Source organism: Oceanobacillus sp. FSL K6-0127, from assembly GCF_037983385.1.
GTDB lineage: Bacteria > Bacillota > Bacilli > Bacillales > Amphibacillaceae > Oceanobacillus > Oceanobacillus profundus.
Map to the genome: position 1 here is coordinate 2,706,747 of NZ_CP150287.1, position 26,611 is coordinate 2,733,357.

General features: G+C 35.6%; 32 protein-coding genes and 6 tRNA genes. 23 read left to right on the plus strand and 15 right to left on the minus strand.

Annotated features, from left to right (window positions below; genetic code table 11):
- The first annotated feature begins 29 nt into the window (after positions 1-29).
- Complete coding sequence (locus MHH64_RS13355) at positions 30-923, plus strand: deoxyribonuclease IV (protein WP_340001895.1); 894 nt, start codon at positions 30-32, stop codon at positions 921-923.
- A gap of 30 nt (positions 924-953) precedes the next feature.
- On the opposite strand, the gene MHH64_RS13360 is transcribed toward MHH64_RS13355, so the two are convergent.
- Positions 954-1,238 (minus strand): DUF2624 family protein, encoded by a 285-nt coding sequence (locus MHH64_RS13360; RefSeq protein WP_095307020.1) that lies wholly within the window; start codon positions 1,236-1,238, stop codon positions 954-956.
- A 275-nt stretch (positions 1,239-1,513) separates the two neighbouring features.
- On the opposite strand from MHH64_RS13360, the gene MHH64_RS13365 reads away from it, so the two are divergent.
- Positions 1,514-1,888 (plus strand): hypothetical protein, encoded by a 375-nt coding sequence (locus MHH64_RS13365; RefSeq protein WP_340001896.1) that lies wholly within the window; start codon positions 1,514-1,516, stop codon positions 1,886-1,888.
- Between the two features lie 374 nt (positions 1,889-2,262).
- On the opposite strand, the gene MHH64_RS13370 is transcribed toward MHH64_RS13365, so the two are convergent.
- Entirely contained in the window at positions 2,263-2,589 is a 327-nt protein-coding gene (locus MHH64_RS13370) for a hypothetical protein (protein WP_340001898.1), read from the minus strand.
- 73 nt (positions 2,590-2,662) lie between these two features.
- On the opposite strand from MHH64_RS13370, the gene MHH64_RS13375 reads away from it, so the two are divergent.
- From MHH64_RS13375 to phoU, 12 genes are all read left to right on the plus strand, one after another.
- Complete coding sequence (locus MHH64_RS13375; RefSeq protein ID WP_340001899.1) at positions 2,663-3,292, plus strand: NfeD family protein; 630 nt, start codon at positions 2,663-2,665, stop codon at positions 3,290-3,292.
- A gap of 224 nt (positions 3,293-3,516) precedes the next feature.
- Positions 3,517-5,142: a Na/Pi cotransporter family protein gene (locus MHH64_RS13380; RefSeq protein ID WP_340001900.1), complete on the plus strand. Its 1,626-nt coding sequence runs from the start codon at positions 3,517-3,519 to the stop codon at positions 5,140-5,142.
- Positions 5,143-5,454: 312 nt separating this feature from the next.
- Positions 5,455-5,529: transfer RNA gene (locus MHH64_RS13385), tRNA-Asn, on the plus strand.
- A gap of 3 nt (positions 5,530-5,532) precedes the next feature.
- Positions 5,533-5,609: transfer RNA gene (locus MHH64_RS13390), tRNA-Met, on the plus strand.
- 21 nt (positions 5,610-5,630) lie between these two features.
- Positions 5,631-5,706: transfer RNA gene (locus tag MHH64_RS13395), tRNA-His, on the plus strand.
- Positions 5,707-5,724: 18 nt separating this feature from the next.
- Positions 5,725-5,801: transfer RNA gene (locus MHH64_RS13400), tRNA-Ile, on the plus strand.
- Between the two features lie 9 nt (positions 5,802-5,810).
- A tRNA-Ser gene (locus MHH64_RS13405) sits at positions 5,811-5,903 on the plus strand.
- Between the two features lie 42 nt (positions 5,904-5,945).
- A tRNA-Phe gene (locus MHH64_RS13410) sits at positions 5,946-6,018 on the plus strand.
- A gap of 188 nt (positions 6,019-6,206) precedes the next feature.
- Positions 6,207-6,818, plus strand: a complete 612-nt coding sequence (gene sodA / locus MHH64_RS13415; RefSeq protein ID WP_095307014.1) for a superoxide dismutase SodA — start codon at positions 6,207-6,209, stop codon at positions 6,816-6,818.
- Between the two features lie 95 nt (positions 6,819-6,913).
- A complete protein-coding gene (locus MHH64_RS13420) occupies positions 6,914-8,185 on the plus strand; it encodes an MFS transporter (protein ID WP_340001901.1) in 1,272 nt (423 codons plus the stop codon).
- A gap of 155 nt (positions 8,186-8,340) precedes the next feature.
- Entirely contained in the window at positions 8,341-10,467 is a 2,127-nt protein-coding gene (locus MHH64_RS13425) for a penicillin-binding protein 2 (RefSeq protein WP_340001902.1), read from the plus strand.
- A 152-nt stretch (positions 10,468-10,619) separates the two neighbouring features.
- On the plus strand, positions 10,620-11,273 hold the full coding sequence (gene phoU / locus MHH64_RS13430; protein WP_095307010.1) for a phosphate signaling complex protein PhoU: 654 nt from the start codon (positions 10,620-10,622) through the stop codon (positions 11,271-11,273).
- A 45-nt stretch (positions 11,274-11,318) separates the two neighbouring features.
- On the opposite strand, the gene MHH64_RS13435 is transcribed toward phoU, so the two are convergent.
- Both MHH64_RS13435 and MHH64_RS13440 read right to left on the minus strand, forming a co-directional pair.
- Complete coding sequence (locus tag MHH64_RS13435; protein ID WP_340001903.1) at positions 11,319-11,942, minus strand: hypothetical protein; 624 nt, start codon at positions 11,940-11,942, stop codon at positions 11,319-11,321.
- Positions 11,943-11,963: 21 nt separating this feature from the next.
- Positions 11,964-12,200 carry a hypothetical protein gene (locus tag MHH64_RS13440; RefSeq protein ID WP_095307008.1) on the minus strand — a complete coding sequence of 79 codons (237 nt, stop codon included), beginning with the start codon at positions 12,198-12,200 and terminating at the stop codon, positions 11,964-11,966.
- 177 nt (positions 12,201-12,377) lie between these two features.
- Between MHH64_RS13440 and rpmG the strand changes: the two genes are divergently transcribed.
- The 4 genes from rpmG (at position 12,378) to MHH64_RS13460 (ending at position 15,213) form a co-directional block, all read left to right on the plus strand.
- Positions 12,378-12,527, plus strand: a complete 150-nt coding sequence (gene rpmG / locus MHH64_RS13445) for a 50S ribosomal protein L33 (protein WP_017797039.1) — start codon at positions 12,378-12,380, stop codon at positions 12,525-12,527.
- 70 nt (positions 12,528-12,597) lie between these two features.
- On the plus strand, positions 12,598-13,167 hold the full coding sequence (locus MHH64_RS13450) for a 5-formyltetrahydrofolate cyclo-ligase (protein ID WP_340001904.1): 570 nt from the start codon (positions 12,598-12,600) through the stop codon (positions 13,165-13,167).
- A 34-nt stretch (positions 13,168-13,201) separates the two neighbouring features.
- A complete protein-coding gene (locus MHH64_RS13455) occupies positions 13,202-13,501 on the plus strand; it encodes a hypothetical protein (protein ID WP_303447177.1) in 300 nt (99 codons plus the stop codon).
- A gap of 164 nt (positions 13,502-13,665) precedes the next feature.
- Positions 13,666-15,213: a rhomboid family intramembrane serine protease gene (locus tag MHH64_RS13460; RefSeq protein WP_340001905.1), complete on the plus strand. Its 1,548-nt coding sequence runs from the start codon at positions 13,666-13,668 to the stop codon at positions 15,211-15,213.
- Positions 15,214-15,241: 28 nt separating this feature from the next.
- Here MHH64_RS13460 and MHH64_RS13465 read toward each other — a convergent pair whose 3' ends face one another.
- Positions 15,242-16,105: a hypothetical protein gene (locus MHH64_RS13465; RefSeq protein ID WP_340001906.1), complete on the minus strand. Its 864-nt coding sequence runs from the start codon at positions 16,103-16,105 to the stop codon at positions 15,242-15,244.
- A gap of 201 nt (positions 16,106-16,306) precedes the next feature.
- Here MHH64_RS13465 and MHH64_RS13470 point away from each other — a divergent pair, with 201 nt between their 5' ends.
- The 3 genes from MHH64_RS13470 (at position 16,307) to MHH64_RS13480 (ending at position 19,811) form a co-directional block, all read left to right on the plus strand.
- Positions 16,307-16,513, plus strand: coding sequence for a YqgQ family protein (locus tag MHH64_RS13470; protein ID WP_095307002.1), 207 nt, complete (start codon positions 16,307-16,309; stop codon positions 16,511-16,513).
- A gap of 3 nt (positions 16,514-16,516) precedes the next feature.
- Positions 16,517-17,488 carry an ROK family glucokinase gene (locus MHH64_RS13475; RefSeq protein WP_251658914.1) on the plus strand — a complete coding sequence of 324 codons (972 nt, stop codon included), beginning with the start codon at positions 16,517-16,519 and terminating at the stop codon, positions 17,486-17,488.
- Between the two features lie 385 nt (positions 17,489-17,873).
- Positions 17,874-19,811 carry an LTA synthase family protein gene (locus MHH64_RS13480; RefSeq protein WP_340001907.1) on the plus strand — a complete coding sequence of 646 codons (1,938 nt, stop codon included), beginning with the start codon at positions 17,874-17,876 and terminating at the stop codon, positions 19,809-19,811.
- 175 nt (positions 19,812-19,986) lie between these two features.
- On the opposite strand, the gene MHH64_RS13485 is transcribed toward MHH64_RS13480, so the two are convergent.
- On the minus strand, positions 19,987-20,187 hold the full coding sequence (locus MHH64_RS13485) for a DUF2759 family protein (protein ID WP_095306999.1): 201 nt from the start codon (positions 20,185-20,187) through the stop codon (positions 19,987-19,989).
- A gap of 319 nt (positions 20,188-20,506) precedes the next feature.
- On the opposite strand from MHH64_RS13485, the gene MHH64_RS13490 reads away from it, so the two are divergent.
- Positions 20,507-21,130 carry an MBL fold metallo-hydrolase gene (locus MHH64_RS13490; protein WP_340001908.1) on the plus strand — a complete coding sequence of 208 codons (624 nt, stop codon included), beginning with the start codon at positions 20,507-20,509 and terminating at the stop codon, positions 21,128-21,130.
- A 78-nt stretch (positions 21,131-21,208) separates the two neighbouring features.
- Here MHH64_RS13490 and MHH64_RS13495 read toward each other — a convergent pair whose 3' ends face one another.
- The 9 genes from MHH64_RS13495 to comGA all read right to left on the minus strand — a co-directional run bounded on the left by MHH64_RS13495 (position 21,209) and on the right by comGA (position 26,161).
- Entirely contained in the window at positions 21,209-21,451 is a 243-nt protein-coding gene (locus MHH64_RS13495) for a DUF2626 domain-containing protein (protein WP_095306996.1), read from the minus strand.
- 74 nt (positions 21,452-21,525) lie between these two features.
- Positions 21,526-22,224, minus strand: coding sequence for a helix-turn-helix domain-containing protein (locus MHH64_RS13500; RefSeq protein WP_303447172.1), 699 nt, complete (start codon positions 22,222-22,224; stop codon positions 21,526-21,528).
- A 95-nt stretch (positions 22,225-22,319) separates the two neighbouring features.
- Positions 22,320-22,688: a hypothetical protein gene (locus tag MHH64_RS13505; protein ID WP_095306994.1), complete on the minus strand. Its 369-nt coding sequence runs from the start codon at positions 22,686-22,688 to the stop codon at positions 22,320-22,322.
- Positions 22,663-23,112, minus strand: coding sequence for a ComGF family competence protein (locus tag MHH64_RS13510; RefSeq protein WP_340001909.1), 450 nt, complete (start codon positions 23,110-23,112; stop codon positions 22,663-22,665). Before MHH64_RS13510 ends, MHH64_RS13505 begins: the two co-directional genes overlap by 26 nt.
- Complete coding sequence (locus MHH64_RS13515) at positions 23,060-23,404, minus strand: type II secretion system protein (protein WP_158586265.1); 345 nt, start codon at positions 23,402-23,404, stop codon at positions 23,060-23,062. The genes MHH64_RS13510 and MHH64_RS13515 overlap by 53 nt, the downstream gene beginning before the upstream one ends.
- Entirely contained in the window at positions 23,391-23,828 is a 438-nt protein-coding gene (gene comGD / locus MHH64_RS13520; RefSeq protein WP_187393157.1) for a competence type IV pilus minor pilin ComGD, read from the minus strand. Before comGD ends, MHH64_RS13515 begins: the two co-directional genes overlap by 14 nt.
- Positions 23,812-24,123, minus strand: a complete 312-nt coding sequence (comGC, locus tag MHH64_RS13525) for a competence type IV pilus major pilin ComGC (protein ID WP_118889652.1) — start codon at positions 24,121-24,123, stop codon at positions 23,812-23,814. Before comGC ends, comGD begins: the two co-directional genes overlap by 17 nt.
- Positions 24,124-24,138: 15 nt before the next feature.
- Positions 24,139-25,188 (minus strand): competence type IV pilus assembly protein ComGB, encoded by a 1,050-nt coding sequence (gene comGB / locus MHH64_RS13530; protein ID WP_340001910.1) that lies wholly within the window; start codon positions 25,186-25,188, stop codon positions 24,139-24,141.
- Positions 25,154-26,161 (minus strand): competence type IV pilus ATPase ComGA, encoded by a 1,008-nt coding sequence (gene comGA, locus MHH64_RS13535; protein WP_340001911.1) that lies wholly within the window; start codon positions 26,159-26,161, stop codon positions 25,154-25,156. Before comGA ends, comGB begins: the two co-directional genes overlap by 35 nt.
- A 145-nt stretch (positions 26,162-26,306) precedes the next feature.
- On the opposite strand from comGA, the gene MHH64_RS13540 reads away from it, so the two are divergent.
- Positions 26,307-26,492, plus strand: a complete 186-nt coding sequence (locus MHH64_RS13540; protein ID WP_095306986.1) for a YqzE family protein — start codon at positions 26,307-26,309, stop codon at positions 26,490-26,492.
- Positions 26,493-26,611: the final 119 nt, after the last annotated feature.

Consider the following 26,611-nt stretch of genomic DNA (forward strand, 5'->3'; position numbering starts at 1 on the left):
TTTTATAGAAATAGGGAGAGGTGCAACAAGTGTTAAAAATTGGATCACATGTATCAATGAGCGGAAAAAAAATGTTGTTAGGTTCAAGTGAAGAAGCTTTAGCATATGGAGCAAATACTTTTATGATTTATACCGGTGCACCACAAAACACGAGAAGAAAGCTAATTGATGAATTAAATATAATGGCGGGTCGTGAACATATGGAGCAGCATGGTATGTCGGATATCGTTGTACACGCACCATATATTATTAATATTGGAAATGCGATAAAACCTGCTACATTTGAACTTGGTGTCAATTTCCTGCGTAATGAAATTGACCGCACTGCAGCTATCGGAGCAAGTCAAATTGTGCTACACCCAGGTGCCCATGTTGGTGAGGGGTCGGAAGTTGGAATAAAAAAGATTATTGAAGGGCTAAATGAAGTGCTTGAAAAAGATAGCACAGTCCAAATTGCATTAGAAACTATGGCTGGCAAAGGCTCAGAAGTAGGACGTACATTTGATGAACTAGCAAAAATAATTGATGGTGTCACACATAATGAAAATCTTTCTATCTGTATGGATACATGCCATATTCACGATGCAGGTTATGACGTTGTTAACGATTTTGATGGTGTCCTGAATGAATTTGATAAAATTATTGGAGTGGACCGGATTAAAGTTGTTCATGTAAATGACAGTAAAAATGAACGCGGCGCTCATAAAGATCGACATGAAAATATTGGTTTTGGACATATTGGTTTCGAAGCATTACATTATGTTGTTCACCATCCACAGTTAACCGCATTACCAAAAATTCTTGAAACACCGTATGTAGGAACAGATAAAAAGGATAAAAAAGCTCCATATAAGCTGGAAATTGATATGATTCGCAACGGATTGTTTGTAGAGGATTTAAAAGAGAAAATTATGAATTCATAATAAAGGAATAGCGCCTGCGCTATTCCTTTATTATTGAAATAAATGTTCTAAGCCATAGGATTGAACTAATGTATACAATAATTGCTCTGCTTTAGTAGCCGTTTGTTCATCAGTTATTGTTGCTAAATGTTTAAACATTTCTTGACGTGCTTTTTGATTAAATGGGTCACGTGTATTCTTACGTAAGTATATGGCGATTTGCTGTGCTTGCTTTTCGGTTAATTGGAATCCATACTGTTTACTGTAGTGTAGAAGCTCTTCAGCTGAAAGGTTCTTTAGTTTGTTTTTTATCATTTCCTTAATAAATATTGACATGCATTCATCCTCCTCATAATTACTCCTTATTCTATGCCCAGTTGTTCAATTGGTGAATTCAAATTTAATCATTTAACCTCTTAGAAGGCGTCTTTGCTTTACTTAGAAGTCCTTGATACTCTAAAGTACAAGCTTTTGGGCGGATAGCACAATGGCACTCATCAGATAAAAAAGAGTTATATTTTCTTATCTGCCAATAAATAACACCTTTATAAATTGATTCTTTCCATAAACTATAATTGCACCTCATTAATGGATAAGGAGGTCTTGAAGATATGGACGAAATGAACAGACGTACAGATAAAACGACACCAGCTCCAAATCACGGAGAACATACCGAAGACCAGGATTTTATCGGGATTGAGTCAGATAGTATAAGGAATGAGGAATTTGCTGCCGAATTTACAGCAGATGATTACGAACTGCAATCTGATGACCGTAGTCATGAAGGTGCAACAACTGTTTACGGATGGATTGGTATAGCACTTTCTGTAATATCCTTCTTTATGTGGCCAGTGGTTCTTGGAGTCGCTGGAATAATCTTCGGTTTTGTATCCAGAAGTCGTGGCGCAGATACACTAGGAAATATAGCAATTGCAGCTGGAGCAATATCCATTTTAATCACACTTTTTATATTACCATTCTTTTAACAAAACGTATGAGGCTGATTTCTTCAGCCTCTTTTTATTACCTTGATTCTTATTTACGGAAATTAACATTACTACCAATAAATAATCCTTTTAACTGCGAACTAACCTAATTGCTTTGTATGAGCAACTATTGCCGTCCGGTTCGCTTCGGATGCACGCCTCAATGCACGGATTCAGCCTCACCGAGAGAAGAGCCGGTGAGATTTCAGACATGTGCTGTTCCCGCAGGATAAGGAATGTTTCGTCAGCTTTTATATTGCACGAATAAAATTGTTTTTTTCGATTAATAACCGCCCTCCGCTCACTCGGAATGGTTAGAGCGACGTTTTAGTTTTTGATAACGGTCATGGTTTAACAGGACTTCATATAATGATTCATTGGTATAAGGGAAAGTAGTAAAATGTATCAGGTTTTAGTTTGTGTGGGTCTGTTGTTGGGTTTAATTCTTTAAAATGCTTGATTATATCCTCTGAATGAAACATTGAAATGCTATCTTCATTCAGCGATTCAACAATTGAAAAAATGGTATCTCCAGGTAGAACTTTTACATGTGCAATTGTATATTCATTACTGGAGGAAATCTTTATTTGTTCAGCGTCATGTTCAACATTCCTGCTGTTGCTAACCATTAAGTCTTGAAAAATACTTATAATCAGCAATATAATGAGTGTATAGAGTATAAGCCTTTTTAGTGTATACATAAAAATTCTCCTTTTGGGTGAAACCATTTACAATTCCATACGTATGATTAAATTAGAGAGGGGGAAATAAAAAATGGATATCTTTGATCTCCAATGGATAGGATTTGTTATAACATTTTTAGCTACACTTTTTCTAATTGGTGAAGTTTTAGTTAATATGCGAGGTTTTTTTGGACTGCTAGGTATTGGATTTATTACCGTATACTTTGCAGCTTACGTTGGAAGTAGTTCTTTTATTCTTATGCTTATTATATATTTTGTAGGATTATTACTTATCATAATTGATGGCAAGCTACTGAATGATGGAACACTTGCAACTATTGGTCTTGCAAGTATGCTAACGTCTGTTGCTTTGGCTGCAGATAATCTTACTTCGGGATTATACGCCGTTTTAGGGGTATTAGTAGGCACTGGTGCTTCCTTCTTCTTCTTAAAAGTATTTAAACGGAGAGAGATGTGGACAAAGCTTGCTTTGAAAGACCAGTTAACAAAAGAAGCGGGCTATAACTCTATGAATATGGAATATGAGCAGTTAGTTGGTAAAGAAGGAATTACGTTAAACGACCTGAGACCTGTTGGAACTGTAAAAATAAACAAAAAAGATTATAGTGCGGTATCTGACGGACAATGGATTCCGAAGAATAGTAAAGTTAAGGTTACACAAGTAGATGGGACAAAAATATTAGTTGAAAAAATATCATAGATGTTCTAAAAGACAATTTCCTAGTACTAGGAAATTGTCTTTTTTTTGAGAAAAAAAGAATGAAAAACCTATGTTAAGGGTAGTTACTAAATAGAAGAAAAATCATTATGTAAATTTAATGTAAATTATTCAACTTAAACCTTTACAAATGGTTAACAAATCATTAATAATGGGAGAGGCGCAAGCGACAAGATTCAACATAGAATGAAGGGATGAAAGCAATAGTGGATATCGATTTACAAACGTTATTATTCGAGTTTATTGGTGGTTTAGGAATATTCTTACTCGGTATAAAATTTATGGGAGACGGGCTTCAAAAGTCAGCAGGCGACCGTCTGCGCAATATATTAGACCGGTTTACCACCAACCCATTTCTAGGCGTTTTAGCAGGGATTATCGTAACATGTTTGATTCAGAGTAGCTCGGGAACAACTGTACTCACGGTTGGATTAGTTAATGCTGGATTTATGACGCTAAGACAAGCAATTGGAGTCATCATGGGTGCTAATATCGGTACGACAATAACCGCGTTTGTTATCGGGCTTGACATTGGCGAATATGCTTTACCAATTCTTGCAATAGGTGCATTAATTTTATTCTTCTTTAAAAATCAAAAGGTTACCGCGGTCGGACAAACTATCTTTGGTTTCGGAGCATTATTTTTCGGTTTAGAATTAATGAGTAGTGGAATGTCCCCATTACGTTCTCTTGAGGCATTTCATGAATTAACAGTAAGTATGGCTGCAAGCCCAGTACTAGGAGTAGTAATTGGTACAGTATTTACATTAATTGTACAGAGTTCAAGCGCAACAATTGGTATCCTTCAAGGATTATTCTCAGAGGGTGCGATAGCATTAGAAGCAGCCATTCCAGTTTTATTTGGAGATAATATTGGTACTACCATTACAGCGATCTTGGCAGCAATAGGTACAAGTATTACAGCAAAGAGAGCTGCATTAACACATGTTATTTTTAATCTTGTAGGAACAATCATTTTCCTTATATTCCTAGGATTATTTACAAGTTATGTCGGCTATTTACAGGCGAGCTTAAATTTAAATCCTGAAATGACTATCGCCTTTGCACATGGTAGTTTTAATATTATTAATACGTTGATTCAAGTTTGGTTTATTGGTGCCTTAGCATGGATTGTAACAAAAATTATTCCAGGTGAGGATACAATTATCGAATATAATCCAAAACACCTAGATCCTATTTTTATTCAACAGTCATCAACACTAGCATTGGATCAAGCAAAAGCAGAAATTATTCGGATGGGTGAATATGCACATCAAGGCTTAGAGGAAACGAATCTGTACGTTACCACACAAAACCAAAAACATTCGGAAATGGCGATGCAGGTTGAAGGCGCACTAAATAACTTAGACCGTAAAATAACGGATTATCTCGTTAATATTGCAGCTGGATCATTATCTGATGCGGAAAGTGTAAAGCACACTTCATTAATGAATTCAGTTCGTGATATTGAAAGAATTGGCGATCATTATGAGAATATTATTGAGTTAATTGATTATAAAATATCGAATAAAGTTAACTTAACAGAGCAAGCACTGGAAGATTTAAATACGATGTTTGATTTAACACTCTTAACGGTTAAGCAAGCAGTAGAATCACTTGATAAAATGGATCGGGAAGCGGCATTAGAAGTTATCCAAAAAGAAGATAAAATCGACAAAATGGAGCGCCAATTCCGCAAAAAGCATATCATTCGTATGAATGAAGGATTATGCAGTGGGTCAGCTGGTATCGTTTTTGTAGATATTATCAGTAACTTGGAACGAATTGGTGATCATGCAGTTAATATTGCCGAAGAAGTTTTAGGTGAGTAAAGAAAAAGGGGGGAGACCTCCTTTTTTTATTATATAAAATTAAAATTTTCTACAAAAAAAAACAATTTATCCATTTATGTGTTGAAATAAATTTTAGAACGTGATATTATAAATCTCGCAGTCGCAGAAAAGACAAGTACATAAAAATTTTGCGTTTGATTATAAAGTTTTGGGTTGTGCAAAAAAGTATTGACAGCAAATCTAAAACATGGTAAATTATATTTTGTCGCTAATAACCTATAAGAAGTAATAATTACTAAAAAGTTAAAATTACAAATAGAAATAAAAATTTCAGACATGTTTTCTAACTATTCCACAGTAGCTCAGTGGTAGAGCTATCGGCTGTTAACCGATCGGTCGTAGGTTCGAATCCTACCTGTGGAGCCAAGTGGCGGCGTAGCTCAGCTGGCGAGAGCGTACGGTTCATACCCGTGAGGTCGTGGGTTCGATCCCCTCCGCCGCTACCATACATAATTAATTGCATAATGGCGGTCGTGGCGAAGTGGTTAACGCACCGGATTGTGGCTCCGGCATACGTGGGTTCAATCCCCACCGGTCGCCCCATTATTTAACAAAATTCCAGGACCCTTAGCTCAGTTGGTTAGAGCTATCGGCTCATAACCGATCGGTCGCAGGTTCGAGTCCTGCAGGGTCCACCAAAAAAATACGGAGGTATACCCAAGTCCGGCTGAAGGGATCGGTCTTGAAAACCGACAGGCGGGTCAAACCGCGCGGGGGTTCGAATCCCTCTACCTCCTCCATTTAGTATTTTATAAGCAGACTAGATTTTATAATTACATAACGGCTCGGTAGCTCAGTCGGTAGAGCAACGGACTGAAAATCCGTGTGTCGGCGGTTCGATTCCGTCCCGAGCCACTTTCCAAACAAGCAATATGCTTGTTTTTTCTTTTGCATAAATTAAATAATTTAATCTACCAAAAAATGATAAGATTCTTGTATTTTATAAGGCAAAAAATTTGCATGAATAGCAAAGCTCTGATAACCTTTTAATTAAAGGTTCGACAAACCTTAATAACTTGGATTCATTTAAGGAGGAAAAAATTATGGCAAAATTTGAACTACCTGAGTTACCTTATGCATATGATGCATTGGAACCAACTATTGACAAAGAGACAATGAATATTCATCATACGAAGCACCACAACACGTATGTTACCAAATTAAATGAAGCACTAGAAGGACAAACAGATCTTCAAGGAAAATCAGTTGAAGCACTTATTAGTGATTTAAATGCAGTTCCTGAGAACATTCGCACTGCAGTACGTAATAATGGTGGAGGACATGCTAACCATAGCTTGTTCTGGAAGCTTCTTTCATCAAATGGCGGGGGCGAGCCAACTGGCGAGCTTGCAGATAAAATCAACGCTAAATTTGGTGGGCTAGATGCATTTAAAGAACAATTTGCAGCAGCTGCAGCAGGACGTTTTGGTTCAGGCTGGGCATGGCTCGTATTAAATAATGGTGAATTAGAAATCACAAGCACTCCAAACCAAGATTCTCCATTAATGGAAGGAAAAACACCATTATTGGGCTTAGACGTTTGGGAGCATGCATACTATCTAAACTACCAAAACAGACGTCCAGATTACATTTCAGCATTCTGGAATGTTGTTAACTGGGATGAAGTGGCAAAAAACTATAACGAAGCAAAATAAATGAAGAAAAACACGCGGTTAATTCCGCGTGTTTTTTTGGTATATCTGTTACTCCTTCGTTCACACTAAGAGAGACGCAAAAGGAGTAATCGACTATGCAAAAAGTGATCCTGTTTTTTCAAAATAAAATGGAAAGCAATCGTGACTTATTGATTTTACTGCTCATTGGTGGCCTCTATTCACTGGGAATTTTTCTATCCAATACGTTTGTAAATATATACTTATGGAAACAATCAGGGGACTACATTACAATTGCTAATTATAATTTAGCGATTTGTCTATTTCAGCCAATTACTTTTATACTTGCAGGAAAGCTCGCAAAAAAGGTAGATCGGATTATTGTATTGAGATTGGGCGTTATTTTTCTATGCGTATTTTTCTTAAGTGTTCTTCTTATTGGTGATCAAGCTTCAAAATATAACTTCTTACTCGGTAGCTTATTGGGAATTGGTTATGGTTTTTATTGGCTAGCTTATAATGTATTAACCTTCGAAATAACAGAACCTGATACGAGAGATTTTTTCAATGGATTTCTTGGAATTTTGCAGTCTTTAGGTGGAATGACAGGTCCGCTTTTAGCTGGGGCAATTATCGCTAAAATGACCAATAATATTGGTTATACGGTTATATTTGGGATTTCCTTCGCTTTATTTGCCTGTGCCGTTGGAATTAGTTTTCTATTGAAACGCCGAGGTGCAGAAGGAGTTTTTCGCTTTAAGCGAATTTTAGGGGAAAGGCATCGTAATAAAAATTGGAACAGAATTCTTCATGCACATTTTTTTCAGGGGTTAAGAGAAGGAATTTTTGCTTTTGTTATTTCAATCTGGGTTTTCTTAGTAACAAAAAGTGAATTCGCGCTTGGAACATTTAACATGTTTCTATCGGGTCTATCTGCAGTTTTTTATTTAATTGCTACGAAATTTATTAAACCTTCCATGCGCAAAAAGGCGATACTCGTTGGAGCAATACTTCTTTACTTTTCCCTCTTTATTATCATTATCGAGATAAACTATCTCTTACTCATGATTTATGCAATTGTAATTGGAATAGCGTACCCGGTAATAAATGTACCTTATGTATCACTTACCTTTGATGTAATCGGTAAGGCTTGGAAAGCTGGAGAAATGCGTGTAGAATATATGGTTGTTCGTGAATTGTTTCTAAATAGTGGACGAGTTCTATCAATAATCGTTTTTCTTGCAGGCGTATATTTCTTTCGGGCGGAGGAGGTTATTCCCGTTTTACTTGCGATTTTCGGTGCAGGTCATTTTATGATTTACTTTGCAGTACGTAAGATTTATTTAGGTAGCCCAATAAAGAAAGAGATTTTATTAAAAGAGCAAATTACAGACGAAAAAAATCGTTAAATATGGTAAAATTAGTGATAAGGTTGTTGATCAGATAAGATAGCATAAAAATTTCTTAAAAATTTCTTATTTGATCAACCAGGACATTTACCTAAAGGCTTAAAATCGCCAAATTTACTAATGAGAAAATTATTATTTTCACTGGGGGAAAATAAATGAGTAAGAAGAAAAAAAAGAAGAGAGCACAGCTGCCCTTTCGGATTAATATGTTGTTTTTTGTTGTGTTTTTATTGTTTTCCGTATTGATTCTGCAACTAGGAGTTGTTCAGATTTTAAATGGGGAGGACTTCCAGCAGGAAATCGAACGGACGAACTTGGATACAACTAAAATCCCTGTACCCAGGGGTAAAATATATGATCGAAATGGTGATGTTATCGTTGATAATGAAGCATTATATTCGATAACGTACACACCGCCAAAAGGAGTACAAGCAGAAGATCGTCTAGAGCTTGCAGAGACGTTAGCGGAATACATTAAGATGGATGATGAAAAGACGCTTAAAGGGATTACCGAAAGAAATCGTAAAGAATACTGGTATTTGTTAAATAAAGAGGAGGTAGATGAACGACTTTCAGCTGAAGAAAAAGAAGACATGTCTAATGCAGAAGTATATCAAGCTACACTCGAACGAATAACCGAGGATGAAATCCAGGATTTTTCAAAACAAGAGCTAGAAGTAATAGCAATTAAGAAGGAATTGGATAAGGCTTATTCTTTAACACCTCAGATTGTAAAAAATGAAAATGTAACTGCAGAGGAATATGCAAGAATTGCAGAGAATTTAGATAAACTACCAGGAATAAATGCTACAACAGACTGGAATCGAAAATATCCATATGGTTCTTCATTAACGAGTCTGCTTGGTAGCATAACGACACAAGAGCAAGGAATACCAGCTGAAGAAGAAGCAAATTATTTAAGTAAAGGCTACAGCAGAAATGATCGAGTTGGTAGAAGTGGTTTAGAACAACAATATGAGGATCTATTACGCGGCAGGAAGGAACAAATTCAATACACGACGACAAAAAACGGAACGCTTATTGGCTCGGAAACAATTGTTGAAGGTGAACGCGGAAAAGACCTTGTTCTAACCATTGATATGGAGTTCCAAGAAGAAGTGGACAAAATCGTCCAAAAAGAATTGCAGACAGCGATCACAAAGTATCCACATACGAATCGTTATTTGGAAGATGCTCTTGCAGTAGTGATAGATCCTCAGACAGGCGATCTTCTAGCTGTTTCAGGAATTCACTATGATCGGAAAAATGGTGAATACGAAGATGCTGCATTTAAAACCTTGTCAGATGCACATGAACCAGGGTCGGTTGTTAAGGGAGCAACTGTGTTGGCTGGTTTACAATCCGGAGTAATTACACCAGGGCAGAGCTTTTATGATAGTCCGATTAAGATTGCGGCGACACCAGCTCTGAGATCGTGGTCAACCGGACTCGGAACGGTTAATGATATAACGGCATTACAGAAGTCCTCAAACGTGTATATGGGGTATATTGCATTAAAAATGATGGGAGAAAACCGTTACCCGTATCCGGAAAATGCTCCACCTTCACTTAATGATAACTGGCGACAGGGCTTTCAGGAAATGCGTAACTACTATAGACAATTTGGATTAGGCTCAAGCACAGGCATTGATTTTCCACATGAATCGACCGGTTTAGAAGGGAATATTGTTACGCCGGGTCAGTTGATGTATAATGCGATAGGCCAGTTCGATACTTATACAACCATGCAATTAGCACAATATACAGCAACGATTGCAAACGATGGCTATCGTGTACGGCCACATTTTCTGAAAGAGGTTCATGATCCAATCGCTTCCCAGGATGAATTAGGCCCATTATACAGTTCGGTGAATACAGAAGTGCTAAATCGAATTCAAATGAGTGATGATAATATTCAACGTGTTCAAGATGGCTTCCGTCAGGTATTTCAGACACCTAACGGAACAGCGTATAGTAATTTTGGTAATTCCCCATACAATCCAGCAGGGAAAACTGGTACTGCTGAAACGGCTGTATATAGAGATGGACAAAAACTTGCTGACACACGAAATTTGGCATTAATTGGTTATGCACCGTTCGACGAGCCTGAAATCGCATTTGCAATTCTTACACCATTTACTGGAACAGAGAATAATCACAATATACCACAACAAATTGGTAAACAAATACTGGAAACTTACTTTGACCTAAAAGAAGAACGTGATAGAGCTAGTGATGAGGATTCTGAACAAGAAGAGACAGAAGAAGAGGAACAAGAATAAATATTTGCCTAAAATTTCATAACGTGAGATTTTAGGCTTTTTTATAATATAAATTACAAAAGGTTAACATTATCTTAATACTATTGCTATATAATAAGACTACGACATTCCACTATTCGTGCAGAATGCAATATAAAAAATGGGGGATATGGATGACAACTCGTGAACAGTTTCAAAGTGAACTTAACGCATTGAATGAAGACATTATTAAACTGGCCAACGCAGCAGGCCAAGCTTTAGATGATGCGGTTGATGCGTTATACAGTCAGGATATAGAGCTTGCGAGGCAGGTAATTGCCAATGACAAAAAAATCGATCGCAAAGAACTTGAAATGAACGATAAAACGATTTTATTGATTGCAAAGCAACAACCAGTAGCGACCGATTTAAGAAGGGTAATTACAGCGTTAAAAATTTTAACGGATATTGAACGAATGGCTGATAATGCTAAAAACATTGCAACTGCCACGATTCATTTAGGAGAAAATGCATCGATCATTCCGAATGATATAAGAAAAATGTATAACATGACAAAAGATATGATGTACACTGCTATACAAGCTTACAAATATGAAGATATTACAGTTGCAAGAAAGTTAGCGGTGATGGACGATGAGGTTGATCACTTGTATAAAACAATTGTTAGTGAATTATTAGGAGAAACGGCAGTAAATCCTGATAGAATTCAATACGTTATGCAAGTTGCATTCTGTGCAAGGTATTTAGAGCGATTTGCTGATCATATTACGAATATAGGAGAAAATATACTTTATTTGGTTAAAGGCGAAAACTATAACTTAAATTAAAAAATGCTGGCAACGGGAATCACTTCCTGCTGCCAGCATTTTTATTTATCGTGCAATTCGTTCTGCAATTTCGTAAAAACTCATATCATTCGATACTTCAAATGTTCCAATCTGGACGTGAAGACTATACTCATGCTCGTCCAAATAACTGTTAAATTCTGAAGCATTGTCAACAATATTTTGTTCAGCTAGAAGTGCACTAATATCAGAGGAAGCCATTCCTGGGCTAATTGTTAACGTGTACTGAACAACGTTATTTTCAGGTTCTTTCTCTACATTTTCTTTATTATCTTCTTTTTTGATTTCATCATCTGAATCTTCGTTTGAGTCATCAGATTCATCAGACGTTTCTTTCTTTGATTTATCTTGTGATTCTTGTTTTGATTCAGCTTTTGTTTCTTTCGAGGACTTATCCTTCGTGTCGTTTTTAGGTGAATCGGATTTTTCTGTTTCTGCATTTTCTGCTTCTTGTTTTTTCTGAACGCTATATGAAATATATTCTTGTTGATCAAGGACGGCATATCCTTCACTTTCCACGTGTTCAATCATTTCCTCAACATCGATTTCCTCCACACTTTTTACAGAGTCTTCGACAAAATAAAAAATGATGAAAAGGATAACAGCGCTCGTCAATAATCCAACTGAAAAAGCACGTACAGTATGTTTCATAATTTTCTCCTTCTATACTTGTTAATTTGATACACTGTTTTTTTCATCATTTGAATGTACATCCTGGGTTAAATCTGCAGGCATAAGCTCTTCTTCTAAGATCTTTATTTGTTTCTTCATTTGATATGTATCCTGCATCGACGTAATCGAAAGTTGTTCAAGCTGTGTTTCCAGCTCTTCGAATTTGTCACGCATGAAGTAGGATAAAACAAATAGAACAACTGCAACAATTATAATGGAAATTATTGCAACTAACATGGCATTCCCTCCTTTTGCATACATTAATAGTTATATCATAGTTTATCACATGAGAAAACCATAATTTTTTTAGTTACATTCTTGCTAAGTTTAAAAAACTCTGCTATTATAATTAAAGTCTGTACGTAATAATATGTATGATAAAAAAGCAAGTTGTTAAAGTTTGGAGGGAAGATCATGCGCGTAAACATTACTTTAGCTTGTACTGAAACAGGAGATCGTAACTATATTTCTACAAAGAACAAACGTACGAACCCTGAACGTATTGAGCTTATGAAATATTCACCACGTCTTAAAAAACACACTTTGCACCGTGAAACAAAATAAATGAAATTAAATGAAAAAACTCTTATCATATATATGATAAGAGTTTTTTATATGTGAAGGAGGGAAATCTTTGGACAAAACTAAGTTAAGAAAGGAAGCAATCGATCGTTTAAAAAAAATAGCAATGCATGAAAAAAAAAAAATTGAAGACCAATTAAAGGAAAGATTGCTTTCATCAGAACTATGGAAAAATGCAAATACAATCGGGATGACAATAGCTCAGGATTTTGAATGGGCAACCGGTTCAATTATCGAAGCTGGCTGGAAACAAAACAAAAGAATAGTTGTACCAAAATGTATTCCCGTTGATAAACAGCTGCATTTTTATGCAATTAATACCTTTAATCAGCTTGAATCCGTATACTTCGATTTGCTTGAACCAATTCCAGATAGAAAGCGATTCGTTGCAAAAAAAGATATTGACCTTCTAATTGTTCCAGGAATATTATTCGATAAGCACGGTTACCGAATCGGTTTTGGTGGAGGTTATTATGATCGATTTTTAGTCGATTTTAATCAAAAAACGGTTTCTTTATGTAGCGATGAACAGCTAGTCGATCATATTCCAAAGGAAAAGCATGATCTTCCAGTCCAATATGTTATTACAGCTAATAAAATCATACATACGCAAGAATCTTGATCAACGTATAATATTACTTGTTCGGAAAAAAACTATGAATACCATTTGGAAGGAAGGTGGGTTCATTGCGAACAGGAATAGTCTTAGTTCTGCTGTTGATATCAACTATGTTTTTCTATCGATCGAGGTACAAAATATTAGATGCTTTATTGAACATTGGGTTCATCAGGAAAAAAGCGGTAGTATTGTCTATGAAGATCCCAAGTCTACGATCGAAAATGTTACAGAATATGTTTTCGGTTTCAGAGGTGTGATGTATGAAAAGAGGCAGCGTAATTGCAGCTTCTTTTTTATTGGCAAGAAAGAAAGTATAAAAACTTTCCTTCTTGCATAAGTGCAACTAGGGCATGCTCCTAAAAGTTTGACGAACGCCAAGTTTTCTAAGAACCACCAATACAGTTTAGATATAGCTTATCTAACTGCTGTAATTGGCTTTTATGCATCGTTCTGTGAAAACGGCTGTTGTTCTGCTATGATAATGAAGAGGAAGGTGACTATATGTATCTTGATGATCAATATAAGCTTTATCATATGGCATACGAACTAGTAGCCAATCAGCAATTTGATATTCTGCATATCGACCATAATACGAATGAGATATGGCTCGAAAAATATGTAAATAAAAGATCTAACGTAATACGTCTTATACAGAAGGGCTTTGATTGGAAGAATCATTTGAAACGAGATATTGCAATTGTGTTCCAGAAAGCAAAGGCAATGAAAAAATTATTAGCAGGTAAACATATAGAATTATACAATGTTTACATATCCTCACACGCACCAGTAGATGACTGGGAAAGCTTAAAGAAACCGATGCAGCTAAAAGAGAAGAATCCAATAAAAATGAAAGTATATTATTTAGATAATGAAGGTTCTATTGAAGAATTCGACAGACTTCAGACTGATTTAGATGTACAGCTCAGGACAATTCCAGAAAATGTTGACGAAGAGCAACAAGAGCAGGATATTCAAAATAAAAAGAGGTATTTAACAGAAGTACTTGAGAACAAACATAAGGAAGTTGAAAAGGTTTTCTCATTTGGTAAGCCATATTTTACATATTTATTAATTGCAATTAATCTTGTTTTGTTTATTTTGCTTGAGTTGAATGGAGGCAGCACTTCGATTAATACTCTTATCGAAATGGGTGCAAAATATAACCCGAGTATAATTGAAGGGGAATGGTGGCGAATTGCAAGCTCGATGTTTCTTCATATTGGTTACCTTCATCTATTAATGAACATGCTCGCAATCTATTATTTAGGAACAGCAACGGAACGGATTTTTGGGAGAACCCGATTTCTTTTTATTTATTTCCTAGCTGGAATTGGTGGTGGCTTAGCAAGCTTTGCATTTACAACAAACGTGTCTGCTGGAGCATCAGGAGCAATTTTTGGATTGTTTGGTGCATTGCTGTTTTTTGGTATTATTTATAAGCGGATTTTCTTTCAGACGATGGGGAGCAATATACTAATTATACTTCTCATTAATATTGTTCTAGGATTTTCCGTTGAGCAGATTGACATGGGAGCACATATTGGTGGACTACTAGCAGGATTTCTTGCATCAGCGATGATGCACCTACCTAACAAGAAAAATGTACGAACCCAATTAATTGGATTTATTGCTTATGTTATGCTTATAACAGGGCTTGTCATCTTTGGATTGAATAGTAATATGAATAATCAATCAAATTATTTAATGCAAATAGAGCAATTATTATTGGATAATCAATTTGAAGAAGTTGTAGAAGTGGCAACGGAAGCACTAGACCTTGAGGGTGATATGCAGGGTCCAATTTTATTTCAACGTTCCTATGCATATATTGAATTGAATGAGCTAAATTTAGCGGTCGAGGACTTAGAGCAGAGTATATTACATGAGCCAGTGCTGCCTGAAGCGTATTATAATCTGGCATTATTGTACGACAGTAACGGTCAAATAGAAGAAGCAAAAGAAATGATAACGAAAGCCTATGAATTGAATCCGGATGAAGAATCATTTGCAGAGGTTTATAAAAAAATCACAGGAGAATCACCTGAATAAAAGCGCCAATTAAGGCGCTTTTATTTTATTAATTCTTTATTTCAGGGATGCGTTGAATTAGTTGCTCACGTCCACCATTTAATTCGAAAAGAACGTATAAATGTGTATTTTGTTTATCGATTAAAATTAAAGGTATGTAGCTTTCAAGTTGATTTTCTGATGACTCAGAAGCCGGAATAACATAATTTTTATATATCCCCTCCCAAAGCCTTCCAATTAATACGTCTGTTTCTTGTTGTGACATATTTGGGAGTGGTTTATTGTTGTATTTATATAAATCCACCAACGGAATTGCTCGATAATTTTCTGGGTTGATTTGAAAATACTGGATCAATAAATGCCATTGAAAAAGTAATTGCTGCTTGGAAGAACGGTCAAGCAATTCTTTCCATTCGGATTCAAACGGTGTAACAGGTTGTTTAAAAGCTTTAATAGGTGTTGTGGGAGAGTCAATAACATATAATTCATCATATGTCATTGCTTGTACACTTTTAATGTCTTCTCCACCATAGTGATTTTCGCCATGGTGGAAGGAAATACTTTGAAAATGACTGGAGTCCTCACTCGCAACAGTTTCATCCATATGAATTTGGTCTGTGTTTTGAACCCACTTACTACGTACACCACGAAGAATACCATTATCAAATAGCAGTGAAACATCTTGTCTGAGATACATACTCTTATCGCTTGATGAATTTATACTCCATCCAATGTTATATGAGTCTGATCCCGTTACAGACTCTAATGTTAACGAAGTATTTGCCTCATCTATAAAACTTTTCTCATCTAACGGAAAAAAACTTATTGTAGGAACTGTGTTTGCTCTCAGTATGAATAAACCTCCAATAGTTAGGATTGTAAAAAATATCAGCATTATTTTCCACTTTCTCATCATCTGTCATTCCTTTTATTCATGACTTGTCTATAAAAAATATGAGCAATGGAGAGGATTTATGTTTAAGTTTCCTGATTATCTTAGTTAGCACAGTCCGTTATTTAAATAATTGATTCGCAGGAAATCATAAATTACATTATATGGATTTATGATTCCTCAATTCTCAATTCTTTGGTATAATGAGAAATGGTGGTTCTAATGAAAAATGTTTATGATATACAACAATTATTGAAACGTTATGGTTCGTTCATCTATACTGGTGATCGTTTAGGCGATCTGGAATTAATGGAGATGGAATTGGATGAATTGTATCAGATGAAATTTGTGCAAATCTCGGAATATCAAAATGCAAAAATGGTATTAAAAAAAGAAAAACGGCTCATTATGGACAAAAGGGGCGAGTAAGTTATGGAAAAATTACTATTGGGGATAGATATTGGGGGAACATCTGTAAAAATTGGTATCATCAATCAACAGGGTGAAATTCTAGAAAAATGGGAGGTACCAACAAATAAATTAAATGCCGGTATTACAATAGTCGATGAGATTTGGGCTTCTATTGAGCGTAAATTGAGCATATTACATCTAAGTATAAGTTCTTTTTTAGGTGTAGGGGTTGGAGCTCCAGGATTTATTGATATGGATTCAGGGATAGTATCTGAAGCGGTGAATATCGGATGGAAGGATTTCCCTTTAGCAGATCAATTAAAAGAAAAATCAAGCTTACCTGTGTTTGTTGCCAATGATGCTAATATTGCTGTCCTAGGAGAGAACTGGACAGGTGCAGGTAATCAAGCAAAGAATTTGGTTGCTTTGACACTTGGAACCGGAGTAGGTGGAGGTATTATTGTTAATGGCTCCATACTTAATGGAATAAATGGAATGGCTGGTGAGCTTGGTCATTTAACCATTGAAAAAGATGGCTATCCATGTAATTGCGGAAATAATGGATGCCTTGAAACAATAGCATCAGCAACAGGCATCGTACGTCAAGCTATGGATAAAATAGCGAGTTATCCTGATAGTAAGCCTGCAGAAATTTATAAAAAATATCAAGCAATTACAGCAAAAGACATCTTTGATTTGGCCAAGGATGGAGACGCTATTGCAATTAGCATTGTAAAAAGGACTGCAGATGTACTAGGTCAAGTGATAGCCAACCTGGGCGTTATTATTAATCCTTCCAAAGTTCTAATTGGTGGCGGCGTTTCAAAAGCGGGCGACTTGCTTGTTAATGAGATTCGAATCGCTTTTAGAAAATATGCTTTACCAAGAGTATCCGATGCCTGCGAAATTAAAATCGCACAACTTGGAAATGATGCAGGAATTATCGGAGGGGCTTCTTTAGTATTGGAAAAGTTGAATAACGACAATAGTTAGACTTGATTTTTTTCCGATTTCTATTAGAATAATAAGCTACTAAATATAAATTAAATGTAAAATAGTTGAAACCTTTTATAAGACCTAGACGTCTTATATAGTACTAACTTTGTAAACAAATGTTTACAGTTCCATCATAAAGGGAAATAGGGTGCAAGTGATGTTTCATCTATTAAGCTAGACGTGAAAAGATATTTTTTACTAAAAACCTCGGAATTGAACAAGTTCATGTGCTTTGCAAGTGTTAGATTAGAAAAATAAATGGAAAAAGTCTCTTCTGTAACGATGTTACACATCCTTAATGGAATAGTTACAGAACAGCAAAAACATTCCACGGTTAAAACATACAATAGGAATGAGTTTTACTATTTTAGGAGGAAGCAAGATGAAGTTTAAAAGACCTACCATCCCCTTATATATAATGGCAGCATTATTATTTGGGCTAAAAACTTACTTTGTTTATCGATTTATGTTTGATATTGAATTGGATAATTCAATGCAGGAGTTAATATTATTAATTAACCCGTTTGTATCGGCATTTCTTGTTTTTGCGATTAGCGTATGGTTTAACAAACGTTCTCGTCAAATGAAATTTCTAAGGTACACAGCCTTTATAGGTTCATTTGTCATTTTCGCAAATCTCGTATTCTATCGCCAATTTACCGATTTTATCACAATTCCGCAGCTGTTCATGGGAAGTAACATGGCAGATTTAGGTTCGAGTATTTTAACCTTGATTAAGCCTTATGATATTCTGTTTTTTGCTGATGCAGCTCTAATTTGGTATTTAAATAAAAAACAAGAAACGAAGCTATCGGTAGCATATCCGAAAAGCGGCAAGGTATTTGCATTAGCAATGTCACTAGCACTTCTTGCGGGTAACTTCTTCTTGGCAGAAATGGAAAGACCGCAGCTATTTACTCGAGCTTTTGATCGTGAATATTTAGTGAAAAATATTGGTTTGTTAAACTATCATGTTTACGATTTAGTTGTTCATTCAAAAACGGAATCACAGCGTGTTTTTGCAGACGGAAACGAGATTCCGGAAATTCAAGAGTATATCGATGAAAATGTGAAGATCACTGGGAATTCAGATATGTTCGGGGCAGCCGAAGGTAAGAATGTAATCTTTATTAATGCTGAATCACTACAACAATTCGTAATTAATAATGAGGTAAATGGGGAAGAGGTAACACCGTTCTTAAATAGCTTGACCGAAGATGAAGATACGTATTATTTTGAGAATTTTTATGAACAGACAGGTCAGGGAAACACTTCTGACTCTGAGTTTTTAATAGAAAACTCGCTTTACCCACTATCTAGAGGGGCAGTATTCTTTACCCATGGCGGTAATGAGTATCATGCACTTCCAGAGATAATTAAAGAAGAAGGTTATACATCATCCGTTCTCCATGCAAACAACAAAAGTTTTTGGAACCGCGATGGCATGTATAAGAGCTTAGAAATCGACCATTTTTATGATGAAGCAGCTTATGAAATTACGAATGAGAACACAGTTGGCTGGGGTTTAAAGGATAAGCCATTCTTTGAACAATCTATTAAATATTTACAATCAATGGAACAACCTTTCTATACGAAATTTATTACCCTAACCAATCATTTTCCATTTGAGCTAGAAGAAGATGATACGTCAATTGAGCCATATGATTCAAATTCAAATACGCTGAATAACTATTTCCCAGCTGTAAGGTATATGGATGAAGCACTAGAAGACTTCTTTGATCAATTGAAAGAAGCTGGTATATATGAAGATTCCATCATTATAATCATGGGAGATCATATTGGAATTAGTGCGAATCACAATCGTGCAATGAGTATGTACCTGGATAAAGAAGAAATAACGCCTTATGATCAAGTGCAATTGCAGCGAGTGCCAATGTTTATTCATATTCCTGGTGATGGAAATGGTAAAGTAATGTCTGAAGTAACTGGTCAAATTGATATGAAACCAACAATTCTTAGTCTGTTAGGTATTGAGGCTGAAGATGATCTTTACTTTGGAAACGATGTGTTCGCTGATGAACGAAAAGGATATATTGCGTTAAGAAATGGCGATTTTATCAGTGATGATTATATTTCTACCTATGGGATGTGCTATGATCGTGAAACTGGTGAGCCGATAGAGGAAGACAGTGAAGAATTGGATGCAACTGGTGAAGAAAAGGCACAGTCAAGTACTGAAAATGCATGTAGTCCAATTACTGAAAAAGTTGAAACAGAGTTGTCCTATTCTGATAACTTGATTTATGGTGACCTGTTCCGCTTTATTGATTTTGGTGATAAGGAAGCAGCAAGTAACTAAAAGTTAAAAAGTCTATAGCCGTCAACAGTATTAATTACTGTTGACGGCTATTTTAAATGTGTTTAGGTGCAAGCTCTAGTTATGTATTTCTAATTTAAAGGTATTTCTAGTTGTTCAAAATAAAAAAGTTAACTCCGAAAAGTTAACTTTTTGCTTCTATGGATGTTTGATTAAGTTATCCAGCGATTTCTGATATAATCGTTGCAATGGAGAAGAATCCAAATGCTAATGCTGTCAAAGCTGAAAATGCTAATGCAAATAGATTTTTATATTTCAGTTGACGAATAACTGAAACTACTGCAAGTAATGCGACGAATAATAATACGATTGCTAAAATAAGATGTCCCACAACTATTATCCTCCTTTGAAGCTTCATTGTTCCTAAAGTTACAATTTGAATTAGGAATTGGTTTTATATTATTATGTAACTAAGACATTATATTATTTATTCTAAAACATTAAATTGTTTTTGTCGAGTAATTGTAAAACGTTTTCTTACACAACAGGGTGTAATACACCCTCTTCTATGTGTGCGGGGACGAAAACATGTGTGGTGGGGAGGCAAAGCCCGTAAATTCCTGATTCTCTTAAGGTCCAGCAGGGCTCCTTATCAGTACTAACATTTAGTTGGGGGTGAAGCGAGCCCCACTAAATGAAAAAGTGATTTCATTCAGAATTGAATTGGAGGTTTTTTAATGAATGTAAAGGGGATGGCATTAGGTCCAATCGGAACAAATTGCTATATTGTTTATGATAAAGGAAAAGCGTTATTAATCGACCCAGGTGCAGAGCCTGATAAAATTGCCGAGTTTTTAGAAAGAGAGGGACTAAAAGTTCAAGCAATCTTATTGACACATGCTCACTTTGATCATATCGCTGCACTAGATGAAATACGAGAGACTGTAGATACAGATGTATATATACATGAAAATGAGCTTTCTTGGTTGTCAGATCCACAAATGAATGGTTCCAGTAAGCTAATAGGAAATGAAATCGTTATGAAGCCAGCTGAATTCACTTTTAAAATGGGTCCAATGGAAATAGGGGACTTTCTCTTTGAAGTTATTCACACGCCTGGTCATTCGCCTGGCAGTGTCAGTTTTCTATTTGATCAAAATGAATTCATTATTAGTGGTGATGTTTTGTTTTATCATGGTATTGGCAGAACTGACCTTCCAGGTGGAAATATGGCAGAGATTGAAGCTACAATCCAAAATAAACTATATCAATTGAAGGAATCCCTCACTGTTTATCCTGGGCATGGACCACATACAACAATTGGTGAAGAAAAGCAGAACAACCCTTTTGTTCGTGCATGAAAGTATTAGCTGGATTTAGTTAATTTGAAGATGGAAAAACCCCTGCAATAGTTTAGGTTGCAGGGGTTTTCAGCTTTTTTAATGTCCGAAACCAGGTACAAGAATAAATTCGGAATACCATGTAAAACCAATCATGAAAACGGTACAATACGCTCCAAATAAATACATGTACATGCGTTCAGATAACTTTAAATAACTTACTGTAAGGAAAAATGCCGTTTGAGCCAGGAATAGTAGTGCTGTATTCGTCATATCACCGATATAAAACATTACTGTAAAAATACCTGTCCAAAAGGCAAGAACACGAAACATTCGATCCATGTCTTCCCCCTCCTTTTAGGTAGCCTTTTCATTGTTATTATATATGAGGAATTGCGTATTGTAAACGAATGTCATTAAACAATTGAGAGATTAGCTAGATAAGTGCAATTTCCGCAATTGTTTGTAAACATATTTTCTTCGAATGTTAAAGTCGACCCTTCAAATAATACATCGAATATACCTTTTAGGAATAAATAATGCATATGACAAACTACTGTTTGGTTTTTCATCACTAATTCCTTAAATGGGCAGTTATTCACATGAAAATGAATGTTATTATTTCCTTCATCATACGTAAAGGAAGGAAAGAGTCCTAATTCTTCTGTTGCCCTCTCAAGTATATCAAGTTTTTCCTTGATGGACAGCTTATTGAAATGATGTATTTTAAAATCGTCTATAAATTGGTGCCCATACTTTTTCCCTGTTGCATACAATGCTTGCTCACCAATTTCACCGAGTTCCAACAGCGCTTCTAATGCAATTGAAGAAAGGGTCTTATAATCCCTCGATGGGAAGCTTAATTCGATTACACTTTCCGATAGTCGGTACATTTTGCTTGGTCTTCCGCCTTTTCCGCTTCTCTTGAAATATGTTGTAATAAGCTTTATTTCTTCAAGCTTAGATAAATGCAGTCTAGCTACATTTGAATGGATGTCAAAATGGTTTGCAATCTCAATCACACTAACATCTTTATGTTTTTTTAGTATATATTGATAAATATGGTACCTTGTTGGATCACTTAATACATTTGTAACTTTTAACGTATTGTCCACATAAATCACCCCAGTAGCTTTAATACCTTTATTATAGTATTTAATTTGACTATTTAGTGAGAAAAACAAAGTTTGTTAAAAAATGTACAAACTTATTATTCTGCTATATGTGTTTTTGTGAACGTATAAATTGTATCATATTCGTTTGTTTTGATTGAAAAGGATAATTGATACATTGTATCTGCTGCAGGTGTTATAGAAATTTTAACGTCACCATCAGGAAAATGATAGCGTACAACAGGAGGAGGCTCTTGTTCTATTATTTCCGATTTTACTGTTTCATATCCCATTTGAAAAAGCGTCTCTATTTTTATTTGTTGAATGTGTCTATGGGTAAGCGCAGTATCATGTCGATAACTATGAATTGCAGTCATTATAAACATGCAAATGAATGCCGTTATAAAAAGTACATACGGTAGTATTACTCCATGTTCATTCTTAATAATAAGCGAACTTTTTTTCATATCTTTCCTCCGAAGTAGTAATAACGGTAACTTGAACCCCGTAGGGTAGGGGAGTGAAGGAAATACCTTCAACATCCCTCAGATAGATTTCATGTCCTTTTCCATTGACTTGTCTTCTAACAAGTGTGCCATACAATTCGAGTGTTGCTGTTTTATTTTCATGCGGCTTAACTAAATAAAGTTTTCTATTTGTTACGTAGATGTTCGTTGCATCAATGATGTCATCTCGCATAAATTGAAAAAATTGCTGTACTGAAATTTCACTGTACGTTGATTTCGAGTTCATGCTTTGCAGCAAATAGCCCAAAAGCGGTAAACTGACGGAAAGGATAACAATACTACACAAAACAGTTATAAATGTAAATCCTTTCTCATGCTGCTTGTAATCCATAAAAACAGAGCTGTTCTTCTGTATTTTTCGCATTATTCCATTCAGCACATCCTTTAATGAACTCATTTTCAATCTGGAAATCAAATTGAACCTCCATATAAGAATCGACCGTTTTTGTGAAGGCCACAGGGAGTAAGGTATTTGAACTCCAAATAAATTGTTGTAACTCGTCGTGGAGCAAGTAAGCTAGTTTTCGACGATCGCTTAATACTTTTTGTTCTATATCAAGCGTTGAGATAATTGGCATAAATGTAGCAATTGCGGTGAATATGATACCGGAAGCAATTAATACTTCTATTAATGTAAAACCATTACGATTCTGCAATATAAAACCTACCTTTCCCGAACTGGAAGACAATTCGATATTCGCTATATGTTGTTTTTATATGAATCGTTCGCGGGTATAAAAATGTACCTTTCCCATTAAATCGAATATCACTATTTTGTCTATAATCAACCGTCCATCCAGCAGGATAGACTTGCTCTGCAATTATTTCATTGTCCTGAAAGACTTTATAATTATCCTTGTAGAAACGAATAAATATCTCCTCACCTGTAGTCAAATAGGACATGTTTTGAACATATAAAACATCGATTTTCAATGTATCTAGAAATTGTTTGTCCTTTTGTTTTTCAATGCTTTCAAATTGAAAGGGAGGGAAAATTACCATAATAATTGAAAAGACAGCAAGAACAAAGAGGACTTCCAGCAATGTAAAACCATGATTATACTTAAGGTGCTGATACAATACCTTTATTTCCATCTACTGAATAGTTTAAAGCCTCTTCATTAGGACAGGTGAGTTGATCTTCGTTTAAGTAATCAGGAACTAATGCACTTAAAGTATTCGGATACGAATTATTTTCCATATAATAAACATCTACTTGTCCCTGAACGATGGATACTAGTGCTGTACATCCTTTGCTGTGGACCTCACTGCTCCGGTCACCGAGATTCGGAACGATAAGGATGATTAAGACGGATATGATTAATAGAACGATAAGCATTTCGATCAATGTGAAGCCGCGGTTATTGTTAAACATAGCAAAGCTCTCCTTTTAGATTGTTTTAATTAGCTGGAACATTGGCCACATCAACGTTATATAAATAAAAATGATGAAGCCAGCTAAAATTGTAAAAAATACCGGTTGAACGAATGTAATAATTTTCACGATTTTTCTTTGGATTTCTTCCATTAATAGCTCTGCATAGATACTCAAGTCTTTTTCAAGTGCTTGTGCGTCTGCATTTTTACTGAATATAGTTGTCAATTGTCCTTCTAGAAAAGTAAAAACAGTAAGTAAACTGGCGATGTGGACACCTCTTGATAATTCTGAAGTCATTTGCTGGGCGTAATAGGAGATAATAGGTAGTTTCTTCTGTCGGGTCATATGGTCAAGTATTTCTTTGAAAGACATTCCGGTTTTAAGCAGTGAACTGAAATGTGTAGCGAAGTAAAAGGACGTCTGTAGCTTAAGGAAGCTTCGGTAAAGTGGAATTGTGCGATATACATTTAATTGCTTTTCAATTGGCAACTTACCCTTTGTTAGTAACCATACAAAAAGTAAAATTCCCAAAACAAAGATTAACACAAAAGTAATGGTGGTAAGCATTTCAATTAAAATAATGGACACCTGGACGGTTGATGAAGCGGACATACTTGCTTGAAAAATATCTTGAAAAGACGGGAGGACACTTTGTTTTATAAAGTATAGCAGCAAGGAGAAGATAAACAATAGAATAAGTGGGTATCTGGCAGCTTGTTGAAATTTATTTGTATTTTTTATTCGATATTCATACATTGCAGCACATTTTTTGATGCTACCCTCAAGATCTCCATTTCCTTTTACAAAATAAAGATATGAAGTAATCAGCGGATGAAATTTCGCCTGATCAAATGCTTCATCAATAGACATACCGTCTTTAAGGCACGTTAAAATGCGGGTTGCAGGTTTTTCTAATTCTTTATTCCATTTTACTGTTTCAATTGCATCTAGCAATGGGTAGCCATTCGTTAATAAACGATGTAATAATTGTAGGAATTGAAGCTGCAGAGGGCTAGCCAGCATTTTTCTACGACTGATAAACCCTTTCAGATATGAAGCCATATGCATAAGCCTTCTTTCTTAAATACTCAAATGAATGAAATGTATCAAGTTCTGTTAATTCGTTCCCCTCAATGGTATTCTCTAATAATGTACCTTCGAGTAGTTCAAGAATCGCTGCTCTCCTTGCGAATTCGGATTTCACCTGCAATGGAAGTAATTGAAGCGCAGCAACCGCGATAAGTGATTGTTTCATATCACTTCGTTTGATACCCATATCGATTAAACGATGAATTGTTCCTATAGCATTTTTTGCATGTAATGTGCTCAGAACCAGGTGACCTGTTAAGGATGCTTCAAATGCAAATTTGGCTGTGTGCTTATCGCGGATTTCACCAACCATAATAATATCTGGGTCATGTCGTAACGCTGCTTTTAAGCCTGTCTGATACGTAATTCCAGCTTTTTCATTGACTTGCACTTGTAGAATATTGTCCATGTTTTTCTCAATTGGGTCCTCTAAAGTAATGGTTTGATACGACTTTTCCTTTAAGATGGATTCCAGTAAAGCATATAATGCTGTGGTCTTGCCACTTCCGGTTGGCCCGGTCAGAAGGATGATGCCAGCACGATTGGACATCCATTCCTTCATTTTATTTAGTTGGCTTTTAAAAAGAAAAAGTTGTTCAAGAGTGAGTTTTGTTTCTTGTGGAAGGATCCGAATTGCTAAACTTTCTGTTTGATGGAGAGGAAGTGTCGATAATCGCAATGAGAATAAATTGGACGTGGTCTTATGTTGAATGGTGCCATTTTGCGGCTTTCTTGATTCACCAATATCCATTCCAGCTATAAATTTGTAGTAGGTGAGCAGTTGTTCATATTGTTTAAGTTTTATGTGGCAATGTTTTACTCGTTTTCCATGGATTCGAAAAAAAATATCTGTATAGTCATGGAAAGGATAGAAGTGAATGTCTGAAGCGTTCTCTTTAATCGAAGCGTTGAGCAGGTTATCTGATAAAGTTGCAGTGGGATTCAAGGTTGTTTTCACCTCCTTTTATTTTGCAACAGTATACTTTATTCGACGTTTTTTGATTAAACCCTTCTTTTTTATAAAAATTTTTGTATATATTTTTTTTGATTTGCAAAAGATAAGTGTGAGACATGGAATCGAGGTGGTAGTAATGTCAGGAAATGATTATTTGAAGTTTATGACCGAACAAGTTGTTTCATATATAGACTTACCATCTGAGGAAAGAAAGAAACGAAAAGAAGCGCAAAGGAAACAAAATTCCTTATACACCACCAGATGGTTTGGTATGCTTCCATTCACATTAAAAATAATGTTCCAGAAGGAGAATAGCAGATAAATTTACCTGCTATTCTTTATTTATGGAGGTTGTTCAAAAAGTATGAAATGTGACTACATTAAACTGCTGGGACTAGCATAGTGCCGAACAAGGCTTTTTTTATCTCAGCCTCTAACCCT

Bases quoted from the DNA above. Each gene is read 5' to 3' on its own strand.
- MHH64_RS13360 (WP_095307020.1), bottom strand. From the start codon at position 1,238: ATGTCAATATTTATTAAGGAAATGATAAAAAACAAACTAAAGAACCTT.
- MHH64_RS13505 (WP_095306994.1), bottom strand. From the start codon at position 22,688: ATGAAAAAAAGTTCGCTTATTATTAAGAATGAACATGGAGTAATACTA.
- MHH64_RS13375 (WP_340001899.1), top strand. From the start codon at position 2,663: ATGGATATCTTTGATCTCCAATGGATAGGATTTGTTATAACATTTTTA.
- MHH64_RS13420 (WP_340001901.1), top strand. From the start codon at position 6,914: ATGCAAAAAGTGATCCTGTTTTTTCAAAATAAAATGGAAAGCAATCGT.
- phoU (WP_095307010.1), top strand. From the start codon at position 10,620: ATGACAACTCGTGAACAGTTTCAAAGTGAACTTAACGCATTGAATGAA.
- MHH64_RS13510 (WP_340001909.1), bottom strand. From the start codon at position 23,112: ATGCGAAAAATACAGAAGAACAGCTCTGTTTTTATGGATTACAAGCAG.
- comGB (WP_340001910.1), bottom strand. From the start codon at position 25,188: ATGGCTTCATATCTGAAAGGGTTTATCAGTCGTAGAAAAATGCTGGCT.
- MHH64_RS13470 (WP_095307002.1), top strand. From the start codon at position 16,307: ATGAAAAATGTTTATGATATACAACAATTATTGAAACGTTATGGTTCG.
- MHH64_RS13495 (WP_095306996.1), bottom strand. From the start codon at position 21,451: ATGGATCGAATGTTTCGTGTTCTTGCCTTTTGGACAGGTATTTTTACA.
- MHH64_RS13480 (WP_340001907.1), top strand. From the start codon at position 17,874: ATGAAGTTTAAAAGACCTACCATCCCCTTATATATAATGGCAGCATTA.
- MHH64_RS13490 (WP_340001908.1), top strand. From the start codon at position 20,507: ATGAATGTAAAGGGGATGGCATTAGGTCCAATCGGAACAAATTGCTAT.
- MHH64_RS13370 (WP_340001898.1), bottom strand. From the start codon at position 2,589: ATGTATACACTAAAAAGGCTTATACTCTATACACTCATTATATTGCTG.
- MHH64_RS13440 (WP_095307008.1), bottom strand. From the start codon at position 12,200: ATGTTAGTTGCAATAATTTCCATTATAATTGTTGCAGTTGTTCTATTT.
- comGC (WP_118889652.1), bottom strand. From the start codon at position 24,123: ATGTTTAACAATAACCGCGGCTTCACATTGATCGAAATGCTTATCGTT.
- sodA (WP_095307014.1), top strand. From the start codon at position 6,207: ATGGCAAAATTTGAACTACCTGAGTTACCTTATGCATATGATGCATTG.
- MHH64_RS13475 (WP_251658914.1), top strand. From the start codon at position 16,517: ATGGAAAAATTACTATTGGGGATAGATATTGGGGGAACATCTGTAAAA.
- MHH64_RS13435 (WP_340001903.1), bottom strand. From the start codon at position 11,942: ATGAAACATACTGTACGTGCTTTTTCAGTTGGATTATTGACGAGCGCT.
- MHH64_RS13460 (WP_340001905.1), top strand. From the start codon at position 13,666: ATGTATCTTGATGATCAATATAAGCTTTATCATATGGCATACGAACTA.
- MHH64_RS13485 (WP_095306999.1), bottom strand. From the start codon at position 20,187: ATGAAGCTTCAAAGGAGGATAATAGTTGTGGGACATCTTATTTTAGCA.
- rpmG (WP_017797039.1), top strand. From the start codon at position 12,378: ATGCGCGTAAACATTACTTTAGCTTGTACTGAAACAGGAGATCGTAAC.
- MHH64_RS13540 (WP_095306986.1), top strand. From the start codon at position 26,307: ATGTCAGGAAATGATTATTTGAAGTTTATGACCGAACAAGTTGTTTCA.
- MHH64_RS13365 (WP_340001896.1), top strand. From the start codon at position 1,514: ATGGACGAAATGAACAGACGTACAGATAAAACGACACCAGCTCCAAAT.
- MHH64_RS13465 (WP_340001906.1), bottom strand. From the start codon at position 16,105: ATGAGAAAGTGGAAAATAATGCTGATATTTTTTACAATCCTAACTATT.
- MHH64_RS13425 (WP_340001902.1), top strand. From the start codon at position 8,341: ATGAGTAAGAAGAAAAAAAAGAAGAGAGCACAGCTGCCCTTTCGGATT.
- MHH64_RS13455 (WP_303447177.1), top strand. From the start codon at position 13,202: ATGAATACCATTTGGAAGGAAGGTGGGTTCATTGCGAACAGGAATAGT.